The sequence below is a fragment of the Curtobacterium sp. MCJR17_043 genome (assembly GCF_003224315.2).
Taxonomy (GTDB): Bacteria; Actinomycetota; Actinomycetes; order Actinomycetales; family Microbacteriaceae; genus Curtobacterium.
In genome coordinates, this window is the sequence record NZ_CP126259.1 from 278,524 (window position 1) to 292,098 (window position 13,575).

General features: G+C 72.4%; 9 protein-coding genes and 4 pseudogenes. 8 read left to right on the top strand and 5 right to left on the bottom strand.

The window, feature by feature from the left end:
• Window positions 1-20: 20 nt before the first annotated feature.
• Window positions 21-826: pseudogene (locus DEJ15_RS01405) on the bottom strand (ThuA domain-containing protein).
• Window positions 823-1,944, bottom strand: a complete 1,122-nt coding sequence (locus DEJ15_RS01410; RefSeq protein ID WP_284175461.1) for a Gfo/Idh/MocA family protein — start codon at window positions 1,942-1,944, stop codon at window positions 823-825. The pseudogene DEJ15_RS01405 and the gene DEJ15_RS01410 overlap by 4 nt, the downstream one beginning before the upstream one ends.
• A gap of 196 nt (window positions 1,945-2,140) precedes the next feature.
• On the opposite strand from DEJ15_RS01410, the gene DEJ15_RS01415 reads away from it, so the two are divergent.
• Window positions 2,141-3,580, top strand: coding sequence for a DUF4832 domain-containing protein (locus DEJ15_RS01415; protein WP_110824362.1), 1,440 nt, complete (start codon window positions 2,141-2,143; stop codon window positions 3,578-3,580).
• An 80-nt stretch (window positions 3,581-3,660) separates the two neighbouring features.
• Window positions 3,661-4,119, top strand: coding sequence for a DUF3817 domain-containing protein (locus DEJ15_RS01420; RefSeq protein ID WP_110824363.1), 459 nt, complete (start codon window positions 3,661-3,663; stop codon window positions 4,117-4,119).
• A 229-nt stretch (window positions 4,120-4,348) separates the two neighbouring features.
• Here the strand turns inward: DEJ15_RS01420 and DEJ15_RS01425 are convergent.
• Both DEJ15_RS01425 and DEJ15_RS01430 read right to left on the bottom strand, forming a co-directional pair.
• Window positions 4,349-6,560: pseudogene (locus tag DEJ15_RS01425) on the bottom strand (NADP-dependent isocitrate dehydrogenase).
• 161 nt (window positions 6,561-6,721) lie between these two features.
• Entirely contained in the window at window positions 6,722-7,210 is a 489-nt protein-coding gene (locus DEJ15_RS01430) for a hypothetical protein (RefSeq protein WP_110824365.1), read from the bottom strand.
• 579 nt (window positions 7,211-7,789) lie between these two features.
• On the opposite strand from DEJ15_RS01430, the gene DEJ15_RS01435 reads away from it, so the two are divergent.
• The 6 genes and pseudogenes from DEJ15_RS01435 (at window position 7,790) to DEJ15_RS01460 (ending at window position 12,403) form a co-directional block, all read left to right on the top strand.
• The gene (locus DEJ15_RS01435) at window positions 7,790-8,443 is read left to right on the top strand and encodes a M23 family metallopeptidase (RefSeq protein WP_284175463.1); all 654 of its coding nucleotides are present in this window, start codon (window positions 7,790-7,792) and stop codon (window positions 8,441-8,443) included.
• Between the two features lie 171 nt (window positions 8,444-8,614).
• Window positions 8,615-9,898 carry a hemolysin family protein gene (locus DEJ15_RS01440; RefSeq protein WP_110824367.1) on the top strand — a complete coding sequence of 428 codons (1,284 nt, stop codon included), beginning with the start codon at window positions 8,615-8,617 and terminating at the stop codon, window positions 9,896-9,898.
• Between the two features lie 131 nt (window positions 9,899-10,029).
• On the top strand, window positions 10,030-10,929 hold the full coding sequence (locus DEJ15_RS01445) for a helix-turn-helix transcriptional regulator (RefSeq protein ID WP_110824368.1): 900 nt from the start codon (window positions 10,030-10,032) through the stop codon (window positions 10,927-10,929).
• A gap of 184 nt (window positions 10,930-11,113) precedes the next feature.
• Window positions 11,114-11,293 (top strand): annotated as a pseudogene (locus DEJ15_RS01450) (methyltransferase domain-containing protein); the annotation flags it as partial.
• A 133-nt stretch (window positions 11,294-11,426) separates the two neighbouring features.
• Complete coding sequence (locus DEJ15_RS01455; RefSeq protein WP_284176330.1) at window positions 11,427-11,756, top strand: hypothetical protein; 330 nt, start codon at window positions 11,427-11,429, stop codon at window positions 11,754-11,756.
• Between the two features lie 167 nt (window positions 11,757-11,923).
• Window positions 11,924-12,403, top strand: coding sequence for an FBP domain-containing protein (locus tag DEJ15_RS01460; protein ID WP_110824370.1), 480 nt, complete (start codon window positions 11,924-11,926; stop codon window positions 12,401-12,403).
• 94 nt (window positions 12,404-12,497) lie between these two features.
• Here DEJ15_RS01460 and DEJ15_RS19250 read toward each other — a convergent pair.
• A pseudogene (locus DEJ15_RS19250) lies at window positions 12,498-13,486 on the bottom strand (aldo/keto reductase).
• Window positions 13,487-13,575 lie beyond the last annotated feature (89 nt).

The window sequence follows — 13,575 nt, forward strand, 5'->3', positions numbered from 1 at the left end:
CTCGGCGTCCTGCGGTGTGCTCACACGCCCTGTCTACGCGCTCCCTCGTCCGTGAACCAGTCCCTCGGGTGGGGGGTCGGCGGTGAGCTGCCGACGTGGCCCGGTCGGCGCCGCCCACTGTGCGGCGTTCGCCAGCACCCGCTGGATGTCCGGGTGGTGGTACACCGGGTACTCCTGGTCGCCGGGCGAGAAGTAGAACACCTTGCCGAGGCCGCGGCGGTAGGCGACCCCCCGAGCGGAAGACCTCGCCGCCGGCGAACGTCGACAGGAAGACCTCCTCGTCGGGGCGCGGGATGTCGAAGTACTCGCCGTACATCTCCTGGCGGTCGATGACGATCGGGTGCGGGACCCCGGCGGCGATCGGGTGCTCGGGCGCGATCGTCCAGACGAGTTCCCGCTCCCCGTCGTTCCGCCACTTCAGCGAGCACGTCGTGCCCATCAGCCGGGTGAACGGCTTCGAGTAGTGACCGGAGTGCAGCACCACGAGCCCCATGCCGGCGTGCACGTGGCGGACGACGCGCTCGACGACCTCGTCCGCGACCTGGTCGTGGGCGATGTGCCCCCACCAGAACAGGACGTCCGTGTCGGCCAGCCGCTCCTCGGTCAGGCCGTGCTCCGGCTCCTGCAGCGTGGCGGTCGTGACGGTGTGCGTCGACGCGTGCTGGCCGTGGGTCGGGTGCGAGCCGTCGGCGCCGTCCGCGCCGGGGGCGAGTCGGGCCTCCAGGCCGGCGGCGACGACCGCGTGGATGCCGTCCGGGTAGTGCTCGCGGACCGTCTCGTCGCCGCGGGTCTCGTGGACGTTCTCGTTCCAGACGACGATGTTCACCGGACGACCTCCACTTCGTGCCCGGCCTGCGCCGACGCGTAGATCGCGTCCACCACGCGGCTGCGGTGCAGGGCGAACTCGCCGTGGTGCCCGTCGTGCAGACCGGAGCGGATGGTGGCGAGGAACTCCTCGATGACGCGCTGGTGGTGACCCGCGGGGACCTGCACGCCCGGGCGGGTGACCGTCGGGACGCCCTGCTCGTCGGAGTACAGGGTCACGGTGCCCTCGGTGGCGTAGTCGCGGACGAACAGCCGCGCGCCGCCGGTCGAGCCGAGCAGTTCGACCTCGATGTCCTCGACGTCCTTCGAGTAGCTCGCCCACGACGCCTGCAGGAGCAGACTGGCGCCGTTCTCGAAGCGGAGCAGGGCGCTGGCGAAGTCCTCGACGTCGAACGGGCGCCCCGTGGCGGCGGACACCGGGTCGCGGTCGCTCCCGCCCCGACCGGCACGGCCGAGCTCGTTGTAGGTCACGGCGCTGGCGGTCACCACGCGGGGCTCGCCCATGAGGTGCAGGGCGATGTCGAGCACGTGCGAGCCGAGGTCGATGAGCGGACCACCGCCCGCGGTCTCCTTGTTGACGAACCAGCTGCGGATGCCCGGGATGCCGGCACGGCGCATCCAGCTCGCGCGGGCGTGGTAGACGTCCCCGATCGGGCCGGTGCCCGGCTCGGCGAGGGCGCCGTCGTCGGTGGTGTCGACGGCGGTACCGGCGGTCTGCCCGCCACGCAGGTGCGTCGCGAGGAACTGCACGTCGGCACGGCGACGGTGGTTGTAGGCGACCTCGAGGACGCGGTCGTTGCGGACGGCCGCGTCGACCATCTCCTGCGCCTGCTGACCGGTCGTGGCGAGTGGCTTCTCGCAGAACACGTGCTTGCCGGACTCGAGTGCGGCGATCGCGATCGGGTGGTGGAGGCTGTTCGGCACGCCGATCGAGACGATGTCCAGGTCGTCGCGGGCCACGAGGTCCTGCCAGTCGGCGTACGCGTTCGGGACGCCTCGGCTGGACGCGAGTTCGCGGAGCCGTTCGGGTTCCTGTCCGGCGAGGGCGATCACCTCCACGCCGGGGAGTGCGGTGAATGCGTCGAGGTGCGTGGTCCCGGCGAAACCGAGGCCGACCACCCCCCACGCGCAGCGTCTTCGATGCATCAGTCGTCTGCGACATGCCTCCACGCTACCGAGATTCCGGTCGAATCGATACGACGAGCTCGTGCTGGTCTTTCCTGACCGTTTGGCCTACTTTTTGATCACATCCGCGCAGGCGTCGACACCAGGGGGGTGCCGATCAGCGTCCGCGCCGAGGACAGGGGCTCGTCCGATGCAGCACCGCACCATCACCACCGCCGCACTCGCGGCCGTCATCGCTCTCGCCGTGCCGACGAACGCGTGGGCGTCCCCGCACGGCGGTCACCATCATCCGGCACCGACCAGCTCGACCGTGACGTACACGGCGAGCGACGCGGTCATCCCGAACCCCTCCCGCGGGTTCGACCACACCACCGCGACGCACTACCGCGCCGACGGCAGCGGGTACACCCCGCTCGACGCCGCCACGCTCCGTGGCTACCGGTCGGAGGGCGTCACGCAGATCGTCCGGGTGTTCTACATGGAGGCGTTCGCCGACCAGCGACGGCTCAGCCCGGCCTGGCTCCGCCTGGTGCAGCGCGACTACGACACCGCCCGCGCGGCCGGCGTGGGCGTGATCACCCGGTTCGCCTACGTGCAGGGCGGCGACTACCCGTACTCGGCACCGTACGGTGACGCCGACCTGCCCACCGTGCTCGCGCACATCGAGCAGCTCACGCCGACCCTCCGCCGGAACGCGGACGTCATCCCCACGCTGCAGGAGGGGTTCATCGGCCTCTGGGGCGAGGGCTACTACACGGACCACTTCGCCAGTGATCCGGCGAACCCCGGCGTGCTGACGGAGGCGGACAAGGACGCCAGGCGCCAGGTCGTGGAGGCCGAGCTCGCCGCACTGCCGTCGAGCCGCTCCATCCAGGTGCGCACCATGCAGATGAAGCAGGACGCCCTCCGCACGCCGTCCGGCACCGCCGGCGCGCTCACTGCCGCCCAGGCGCACGACGGTTCCGCGGCGTCGCGCATCGGCCACCACAACGACTGCTTCCTCGCCTCGCCGGACGACTTCGGCACGTTCCTGACCGATCCGCTGTCGCTCGACCAGGACTACCTGGCCGCTGAGTCGCGGTACGTCCCGGTCGGTGGCGAGACCTGCGCGGTGAACGCCCCGCGGTCGGAGTACCCGTCCGCCTCGGCCGAGATGGCGAAGTACCACTACAGCTACCTGAACCTCGACTACAACCAGGACGTCCTGGCGTCGTGGGGCGATGCGGGCATGACGGACGCCGCGAAGAAGCTCGGCTACCGGTTCACGATGACGTCGAGCACCGTGACCTCCGGGAAGCACGCGTCGGTGTCGGTGTCGGTCCGCAACGACGGCTGGGCCGCGCCGTACAACCCCCGTCCGGTGCAGCTCGTGCTGACGAACGGCCACCGCCGCGTGACCGTCCCCGTCCGTGCGGATGCGTCGTCCTGGCAGCCCGGGACGACCGCGACGGTCACCGCCTCGCTCGCGCGGGTCCCGTCCGGTACCTGGCGGGTGGCACTGGCACTGCCCGCTCCGGAGCGGTCGATCGCACGGAACCCGGACTTCGCGATCCGGACCGCCAACGTCGGCACGTGGAAGGCCGGCACCGGTGTGAACGACCTCCAGCAGGTCGTCTCCGTCCGACGCTGACCAGGACCCACACGACGCCCCGGCCGACCACGGTCGGGGCGTCGTGCTGTCCCTCAGCGGAGTCCGCCACGATGGTCGGCATGACGCCTCGATCCCTGTTCCGCGGCCTCGCGATCGCGGAACTCGTGACCTGGACGATGCTCCTGGTGGGCATGCTGCTGAAGTACGGCCTCGGCGCCGGGGACTGGCCGGTCCGCGTCGGCGGCGGCGTGCACGGCTTCGTGTTCCTCGCCTACCTCGTCGCCACGACCGTCGTCGCCGTCAACCAGCGCTGGTCGTTCGGCGCCACGGCCCTCGGGTGGCTCAGCTCGGTCGTGCCGTACACGACGCTGCCGTTCGAGGTCGCGGTCGCCCGGCGCGGCATGCTCGACGGCGCGTGGCGTCGCGGGCCGTCGGCCGGGGAACGACAGGGGCCGCTCGACCGGCTGCTGTTCCTCGTGGTGCGGCACCCGGTGCTCGCGGCCGTGGTCGGCGTCGTGCTCGTCGCGGCCGTGTTCGGCGTGCTGCTCGTGCTCGGTCCGCCAGTGCCGTCCCGCTGACGGCAGGCCGCCGGCCGGCTCGCGCGCAGGACCGGTCGCGCGCGGGACGGGGTCCGGAAGCGACCGGGTCACGAAAGCGACAGTTGTGCGCGGAAAGATCCCCGCGGACTGTCGCTTCCGCGCCGGGGTCCGCGTCGGGCCGCATCGGGTCAGCGGGCCCGCCGAGCGCGGACGGACGGGAGGCCCGGTGCCAGCCGGCACCGGGCCTCCCGTCCGCGTGGGACCGCGCCTACAGGCTCGCGAGCGCCGCGTTCAGCGTCGCCGACGGGCGCATGACCGCACTCGTCTTGGCGTCGTCGGGCCGGTAGTACCCGCCGATGTCCGCCGGGTGGCCCTGCACCTCGACGAGTTCGTGGACGATCGTGTCCTCCTGCTCGGCGAGGGTCGTGGCGAGGCCCTGGAACGCCGCAGCGAGCTCGGCGTCCTCGGTCTGCGCGGCGAGCTCCTCGGCCCAGTACTTCGCCAGGTAGAAGTGGCTGCCGCGGTTGTCGATCGAGCCGAGCTTGCGGCCGGGCGACTTGTCCTCGTCGAGGAACGTCCCGGTGGCGCGGTCGAGCGTGTCCGCGAGGACCTTCGCCCGGGCGTTGCCGGTCACCCCGGCGAGGTGCTCGAGGCTGACGGCGAGCGCGAGGAACTCCCCGAGGCTGTCCCAGCGCAGGTAGTTCTGCTGCACGAGCTGCTGCACGTGCTTCGGCGCGGACCCGCCGGCACCGGTCTCGAACAGTCCGCCACCGCCGAGGAGCGGGACGACCGAGAGCATCTTGGCCGAGGTGCCGAGCTCCATGATCGGGAACAGGTCGGTCAGGTAGTCGCGGAGCACGTTGCCCGTGACCGAGATCGTGTCCTCGCCGCGGCGGATGCGCTCGAGCGAGAACCGCATCGCGTCCTCGGGCGACAGGACCTCGATCTGCAGGCCGTCGGTGTCGTGCTCCTGCAGGTACGTCCGGACGAGGCCGATCAGCGCGGCGTCGTGCGCACGGGTCTCGTCGAGCCAGAACACCGCGGGCGAGCCGGTGGCGCGGGCACGGGTGACCGCGAGCTTCACCCAGTCACGCACGGCGACGTCCTTGGTCTGGCAGGCGCGCCAGATGTCACCCTGCTCGACGTCGTGCTCGAGGACGGTCTCGCCGGCCGCGTTCGTGACGCGGACCACACCGGCGCCCGGGAGCTCGAAGGTCTTGTCGTGGGAGCCGTACTCCTCCGCCTTGAGCGCCATGAGACCGACGTTCGGCACCGAGCCCATGGTGGCGGGGTCGAACGCGCCGTTCGCGCGGCAGTCCTCGATCACGGCCTGGTAGATGCCGGCGTAGCTCGAGTCCGGGATGACTGCGACGGTGTCGTGCTCCTCGCCGTCCGGGCCCCACATGTGGCCGGAGGTGCGGATCATCGCGGGCATGGAGGCGTCCACGATGACGTCGCTCGGGACGTGCAGGTTCGTGATGCCCTTGTCCGAGTCGACCATGGCGAGGTCGGGGCCGGCGTCGATGCCGTCCTGGAACGCCTGCTTGATCTCGGCGCCGTTCGGCAGGGCGTCGAGCCCGGCGAGGATCGAGCCGAGGCCGTCGTTCGGGGTGAGCCCGGCCGCGGCGAGGTCTGCGCCGTAGCGGGCGAAGACGTCGGGGAAGAACGCGCGGATGACGTGCCCGAAGATGATCGGGTCGGAGACCTTCATCATCGTGGCCTTGAGGTGCACCGAGAACAGGACGTCCTCGTCCGCGGCACGCTGGATCTGCTTCCGCAGGAACGCCTCGAGCGCGGCGACGTGCAGCACGGTGCCGTCGACGACCTCTCCGGCGAGCACCGGGATCGGCTGGCCGAGCGTCTGCTCGGTGCCGTCCTGTGCCACGAACGTGATGGTCAGGGTGTCCTCGGCCGGGGCGACCCAGGTCTTCTCGTTCGACCGGAAGTCGTCGACGCCCATCGTGACGACGTTCGTCTTCGAGTCGGCACGCCACGCACCCATGCGGTGCGGGTGCTTGCGGGCGTAGTTCTTGACCGACAGCGGGGCCCGGCGGTCCGAGTTCCCCCTCGCGCAGCACCGGGTTCACGGCACTGCCCTTGACGCGGTCGTACCGGGCGCGGGCGTCGCGCTCGTCGTCCGTGGTCGGCTCGTCCGGGTAGTCCGGCAGGTCGTAGCCCTGCGCCTGGAGCTCCGCGATCGCGACCTTGAGCTGCGGGATCGACGCCGAGATGTTCGGCAGCTTGATGATGTTGGCCTCGGGCGTCCCGGCCAGCTCTCCGAGCTCGGCCAGGGCGTCGTCCAGGCGCTGCTCGTCGGTGAGCCGCTCCGGGAACTGGGCGATGATCCGTCCCGAGAGCGAGATGTCGCGGGTCTCGACCTCGACACCCGCGGTCTTCGCGAAGGACGCGATGACGGGCAGGAAGGAGTGGGTCGCGAGGAACGGGGCCTCGTCGGTGAGCGTGTAGATGATCTTGGCCATGCTGGCGGGTACTCCCTTGTTCGCGCGGTCCGTGCCCCCCCACGCTACTCGCGGCGCGAGATGTCTCGACGTCAAGACACCGACGCTGGGGAAACTGTCGGCCAGGCTCCCATCTGTGGACGGCGGCCGTGCCGCCGGAGGCGCCGCGGGCCTCCCGGTCGTCAGACCGTCAGACGGAAGACCCGCAGCCCGGCGGTGCGCAGCCCGGCGGTCCCGAGCCGGGTCCGCAGGTTGCGGAAGGGCCGCCGGAAGCCGGACACCGCCGTGGCCGCTCCGAGCTGGTGCAGGACCTCCGCCGTGAGGGCGCGCTCGAGCTTCGGTACCAGCCGGGTCCGGCCCGACACGGTGATGACGATGCGCACGGCAGTGGGTCGGAGCAACGGGGCGAGCCGTTCGGCGGTCTCCTGCGCGCGGAGGAACGCGGGGTCGTCACCGGAGCGACGGATCGCGATGACCGCCAGCTCGGCGTCCGCCTCGCCGTCGAGGTCCGGCACGTCGTCGACGCCGACCACCCGCATGCGCGCCGCGTCCACCCCGGCGCGGACGGCCGCCGACCGGAGGACGGGGAGGAGGTCCTGGGTACCGGCGAGCACGACCTCCGCCGACCGCAGGTCGATGGGTTCGTGCCGCTCCCGCGGCGATCGGGCCATGAGGGGTCCTCTCCGTCGCTTCCCCCCGACCCTACTGACGGACCGGCCGGGAGGCCCGGATCGCCTGTGTCCGCCGGGTCGACTCCCAGCGGGGCCGGCTGCCACCCCACCGCGCCGGGGGGCAACCGGCGACGCTGCAGGGTGTCGGAAGAGGGGCTGTACAAGCGGACAGCTTCGTGCAGAATGGGCTGCGGCCATGACTCCCCCCTGACGCAGACCACTCCAGCAGCACGCCCGTCGTGCACCTGACCCGCCGTGCTGCCCTCGCCGCCGAACGGGCCGCGCGGGCCCGTCAGACCGAGCAGGTCGGGAACACCGTGCCGGCCGAGCAAGCGGTGTGGGACGAGCAGGCGGCGGGCGCTGCGCAGAGCGGCCGGACCGAGCAGACCGGCCGGACCGAGCCGAGCGGCCGGACCGAGCGGCCGCACGTCGCCGCTCCCGCATCGGAGCGCCACGCCGACACCCGCATCCGCCGGGTTCCGCGTCGGCAGGTCGCACTCGCGCCGCGTCGGACAGCCGCGGTCGCCGCCCCGACCCCCCCGGAGCCCCCGTCGCGCCGCCCGGGCGAGCAGCCTCACGGTGACGAGCGCCGTCGCCGCCCTCGTCATGTTCGGCGCCTCCGCCATGCCTGCGCACGCCGGCACCGGTCCCTCCGTCGCGACCTCGACGCTCGCGCCGACCGTGACCACCCAGGACTTCGCCGTCACCCAGGTCGCCCTGGCGAGCACGAGCCGCGACGGTTTCACGGTCGGTGGTGGCGTCGCCGCGGCCGACGCGAAGCCCGGAGCCTCGGTGACGTACGGCGGCGCGGTCCGCTCGCCGTTCCCCGGTCCCGTGCGGATGAGCTCCGGCTTCGGGTACCGCACGGCTCCCTGTGGCGCGTGCTCGTCGCTGCACCAGGGCCTCGACTTCAACCCCGGCATGGGTGCGCCGATCGGGGCGGTGGCCGCCGGGACGGTCCGGGTCTCGGGCGTGTACTTCTCGTACGGCGAGACCGTCATCATCGACCACGTCGTGGACGGTCGGAAGGTCTCGACCCTCTACGGGCACATGATCCCCGGCTCCTCCCCGCTGCAGGTCGGCGACCGCGTCGAGCCCGGCCAGTTCATCGGCAGCGTCGGCTCCTCCGGGGTCTCGACCGGGGCACACCTGCACCTCGAGGTCCTGATGGACGGCACGCTCCCCATCGACCCGGCAGCGTGGATCGCCGCGCACACCGGGCAACCGCTCTAGATCCCGTTCCGTCCCCTGTCCGGCTGCCACGACCGCGGCGGACAGCGAGGACACAGCCGCCCCGCGGCACCGTCTCAGTCTCCCTGTGCATGATCACAGGATGGACGATCACCACAGACCGCCCGCCCACCCGACGTCGCCGCAGGCGTCCCACTCCGCGCAGCCCCGCTGATGGGTGCCGACACCTGGATCGCCTTCGGACTCGTCGTCCTCTTCGTGCTCGTCGGTGGTGTGTTCGCCGCCGCCGAGATCGCCCTCGTCTCGCTCCGCGAATCCCAATTGCAGCAGCTCGAACGCCGCGGGTCCCGGGGTGCACGCGTCGCCGCGCTCGGCCGTGACCCGAACCGCTTCCTGTCCGCGGTCCAGATCGGCGTCACGGTGGCCGGGTTCTTCTCGGCCGCCTACGGTGCCGCGTCGATCGCGCCGGACGTCGCCCCGCTCCTCACCGGGCTCGGGCTCGAGCAGGGCGCTGCCGAGGCCGTCGCCCTCGTCGCGATGACCCTCGTCATCGCCTACCTCTCGCTCGTGTTCGGTGAACTCGTGCCGAAGCGGCTGGCCCTCCAGCGCGCCGAGGGGTTCTCGATGCTCGTCGCACCGACGCTCGACCGGTTCGCCGTGCTCATGCGCCCCGTGATCTGGGTGCTGTCGACGTCGACGAACGCCGTCGTCCGACTCCTCGGCGGCGACCCCGACGCCCGCAGCGAGTCGATGAGCACCGAGGAGCTCCGGGGCCTCGTGACCGACCACGACGCGATCGACGCGCAGGGTCGCCGGATCGCCCGCAGTGCCCTCGACGCCGGGGACCGCATCCTCCGCGAGTCCATGCGGCCCTGGTTCGACGTCGACGTCCTCGACGCGGGCCTGCCGCTCGCCCGGGCGACGGACCAGGCGATCGACCGCGGCCACACGCGGTACCTCGTCACCGGCGGGTCCCGGGACGACGTCGTCGGGTTCGTGCACCTCCGGGACCTCCTGCGACCGACCGACCCCGGCGCGGCCGTCGCGACCGTGGTCCGCCCGGTGCTGGCGATGCCCGAGACGAAGTCGCTGACCGGGGCGATCGCGGACATGCGCGCCGACGGCCACCAGATCGCGCTCGTCGTCGACGAGTACGGCGGCAGCGCCGGCATGGTCACGCTCGAGGCGCTGCTGGAGGACCTGGTGGGGACCATCCGCGACGAGTACGACGACCGCACCCCGACCCGCCACGACGAGGTCGACGGGGCACTCGTCCTCGAGGACCTCGCGGCCGACGGCGGCCCCGCCCTGCCCGACGGGGACTACGAGACCGTCGGCGGCCTGGTGCAGGTCGCCCTCGACCGTGTCCCGCGCGTCGGCGACGTGGTCGAGGTGGCCGGACACCGGCTCGAGGTCACCGCCATGGCCGGTCACCGCGTCTCCCGCGTGCGGATCACCGCCGTCGCCGTCTCGGCGGCCGCCGAGGCCGCGGGGTGACCAGCGCCGGACGGGAGGCTCGACACCGGACCGGAGTCGGGCCTCCCGTCCGGCGGTCACCGCGTCGCGCCGCCGTGGCCGGCACCGGCGGTACCCGCACCGGTCCCGGCTCCGCCCCGTAGCCTGGCGTCATGGGTATCGACGTCCGCAACGAGATCCGCGACTTCCTCTCCAGCCGGCGAGCGCGCCTCACCCCCGACCAGGCCGGTATGCCGTCCTTCGGCGGCGGCACCCGGCGCGTCCCGGGCCTCCGTCGTCACGAGGTCGCGATGCTCGCCGGTGTCAGCGTCGACTACTACACGCGGCTCGAACGCGGCACCCTGAAGGGCGTCTCGGAGGGCGTGCTCGACGGTCTCGCCACCGCGCTCCAGCTCGACGAGGCCGAGCGCGCCCACCTGGCCGACCTCGCCCGACTCGCGAACGCGGGCGTGAAGAGCACCCACCGCGCCGTGCCCACGTCGGTCCGCCCCGCGGTGCAGCGACTCCTCGACGCGATCACCGGGGCACCCGCCTGGATCCGCAACGAGCGGCTCGACATCGTCGCGACGAACACCCTCGGCCGCGCGCTCTACGCGCCCGTCTTCGCCGGGACCGGACGTCCGGTCAACACCGCCCGGTTCGCGTTCCTCGACCCGGCCGCCCGCGACTTCTTCCCGCGCTGGGAACAGACCGCCCGCGACGCCGTCGCCGTGCTGCGGACGACGGCGGCCTCGAACCCCTGCGAGCCGGGCCTGATGACCCTGGTCGGCGAGCTGTCGGTGAAGAGCGAGGAGTTCCGGACGTGGTGGGCCGAGCACGACGTGCACGTGCACCGCTCCGGCCGGAAGCACCTGCACCACCCGATCGTCGGCGACCTCGAGCTGTCGTTCGAGGCGCTCGACCTCGTCGCGGACCCCGGGCTCACGGTGTTCACCTACGGAGCCGACCCCGGGTCGGAGTCCGAGCGCTCCCTCTCCCTGCTCGGCACGTGGGCGGCCACCGAGCTCGCCGAGCAGCGGGCGGCGTCACGGTCGTCCGAGTCGGTCGACTGAGGCTCCGCCTCCGACCGGTCGCGGCGCGGGTCCGCCGCCGTAGGCTGACGGCGTGACGAGGACTGCGGACGGATCGGCCGGGGACGCCGACTACGGCACCATCGGCGACGGGTACACCCGGTACCGCCGGCCGGAACCGTCGTTCGAACGAGCGATCCGGTCGGCACTCGGGCAGGCCCGCACCGTGCTGAACGTCGGAGCGGGTGCCGGGTCGTACGAGCCGCGGGACCGCGAGGTCACCGCCGTCGAGCCATCCGCCACCATGCGGGCGCAGCGTCCGGGCGACCTGCCGGAGGCAGTGGACGCGTCCGCCGAGGACCTGCCCTTCGCCGACGACGCCTTCGACGCGGCGATGGCGACGTTCTCCGTGCACCAGTGGGCGGACCTCGACCGCGGCCTCGCCGAGGTGCGGCGCGTCACCCGGGGCCCGGTCGTCCTGCTCACCTGCGACCCCACGCGCGTCGAGGACCTCTGGCTGGCCGAGTACGCCCCCCGAGGTGATGGCGACCGAGGCCCGCCGCTACCCGTCCCTGGACCGCATCACCGCTGCCCTCGGCGGCGACGTCACGACCACGCGCCTGCCGATCCCGTTCACGTGCGTCGACGGGTTCTCGGAGGCGTACTACGGCCGACCGGAACGGCTCCTCGACCCGGGCGCCCGCAAGGCGAACTCGGCGTGGGCGTTCGTCGACGAGATGACGGCGGCGCGCTCGGTCAACGCGCTCCGCACCGCGATCGAGGACGGTTCGTGGGACGCCCGGCACGGCCGTCTCCGGGTGCAGCCGTCCTACGAGGGGTCGCTGGTGCTCGTCGTCGCGCGACCGTAGGGTGGAGGACGTGAGCACCCGTTCCGAGGAGGTCGTCGGCGCCAGCGCCGGCATCAGGGCCTGACGCCCCCCGCCGTGTCGTCCGACACGGCGCCGTCATCGACCCCTCTGAACGACCGCACCGCTGACGCACGACACTGCGCCGGTGCCAGAACGACAGGCTCACCATGCTCCCGATCACCCCGGAGGCCGTCCGTGCCTCCTTCGTCAACGCCTCCCGTCGCGAACTCGCCGACATGACCGTCCCCGACCTCGACGCCGTCGTGTGGGACGACCTGACCTTCCTCGGGTGGCGTGACCCGAAGACCGCCCGCCGCGCCTACGTGGTCGTCCCGACGCTCGACGGCGACCTCGTCGGCATCCTGTTCCGGCAGGCCGAGGCCTCGCCCAGGTCCCGGGCCCAGTGCTCGTGGTGCCAGGACGTGAAGCTGCCGAACGACGTCGTCTTCTACGCCGCGAAGCACTCGGGGTCGTCCGGCCGGAAGGGCAACACGGTCGGCACACTGGTCTGCCAGGACTTCCAGTGCTCGCGCAACGTCCGGACGACCCCGCCGCCGGCGTACGAGGGCTACGACGTCGAGGCCGCGCGCCTCCGGCGGATGGAGGACCTGCAGCTGCGCGTCGCGGCCTTCGCAGCCGAGGTCTGACGCGCGTCCAGCGGCACGCAGGACGCACCGTGGGCGGCGCCGTGCAGCGCGATCGCGTTGCACGCTGCCGCCCACGGTGCGTGTTGCGGGAGGGTCAGCGCCCGATGCTCGACATGTCGGGGTAGCGGTCCCCGGTCGGCAGCGGCAGCGCCGACAGGCGCTCGACCTGGTCGGCCGAGAGCGTGACGTCGGCCGCGCCGACGTTCTCCTCGAGCCGGGTGACGCGCTTCGTGCCCGGGATCGGGACGATGTCCTCGCCCTGCGCGAGCAGCCACGCGAGGGCGACCTGGGCGGGGGGTGCCGCCGACCTCGTCCGCGATGCCCTTCACCGCGTCGACGATCCGCATGTTCGCCGCGAAGGCCTCCTCCTGGAAGCGCGGGTTCGCCGACCGGAAGTCGTCCTCGCCGAGGTCCGACGGCTTCGTGATCGCGCCGGTGAGGAACCCGCGGCCGAGCGGCGAGTACGGCACGAGGCCGATCCCGAGCTCGCGCAGGGTGTCGAGCACGTCACCCTCGGGGTCGCGCGTCCACAGCGAGTACTCGCTCTGCAGCGCGGTGATCGGGTGCACGGCGTGGGCCTTGCGGATCGTCGCGGCGGAGGCCTCGGACAGCCCGATGTGGCGGATCTTGCCCTCCTGCACGAAGCCGGCGAGCTGCCCGATGACGTCCTCGATCGGGACGGCCGGGTCGACGCGGTGCTGGTAGTACAGGTCGATGTGGTCGGTGCCGAGGCGGCGGAGCGACCCCTCGAGGGCGACCCGGACGGACTCGGGGGGCGCTGGAGATCGCCCGGGTCTGGGTCGGCGTCTGCTCGTCGGCCTCGTGGTGGTAGAGCCCGAACTTCGTGGCGATGACGACCTCGTCGCGACGGCCCTTGAGGGCTTCGGCGAGGAGTTCCTCGTTCGTGTACGGGCCGTACGCCTCGGCGGTGTCGAAGAGCGTGACGCCGAGGTCGATGGCGCGCTGGATGGTCCGGATCGACTCGGCGTCGTCGGAGCCGGCGCCGGAGTAGAAGGCGCTCATGCCCATGGTGCCGAGGCCGATCGCGCCGACCTGGAGGTCGGAGAGGAAGCGTGTCTGCATGCGTGGTCCTTTCATCAGGTCCGTTGTCTGCAGGTCCCGGTGTACTCGCCCGGGTCGTCGTGGAGGGAGGCCCTGACCGTGCCCGTCTG

Excerpts from the sequence above, each read along its gene's own strand:
- DEJ15_RS01415 (WP_110824362.1), top strand. The coding sequence starts at position 2,141 with ATGCAGCACCGCACCATCACCACCGCCGCACTCGCGGCCGTCATCGCT.
- DEJ15_RS01420 (WP_110824363.1), top strand. The coding sequence starts at position 3,661 with ATGACGCCTCGATCCCTGTTCCGCGGCCTCGCGATCGCGGAACTCGTG.
- DEJ15_RS01430 (WP_110824365.1), bottom strand. The coding sequence starts at position 7,210 with ATGGCCCGATCGCCGCGGGAGCGGCACGAACCCATCGACCTGCGGTCG.
- DEJ15_RS01440 (WP_110824367.1), top strand. The coding sequence starts at position 8,615 with ATGGGTGCCGACACCTGGATCGCCTTCGGACTCGTCGTCCTCTTCGTG.
- DEJ15_RS01445 (WP_110824368.1), top strand. The coding sequence starts at position 10,030 with ATGGGTATCGACGTCCGCAACGAGATCCGCGACTTCCTCTCCAGCCGG.
- DEJ15_RS01460 (WP_110824370.1), top strand. The coding sequence starts at position 11,924 with ATGCTCCCGATCACCCCGGAGGCCGTCCGTGCCTCCTTCGTCAACGCC.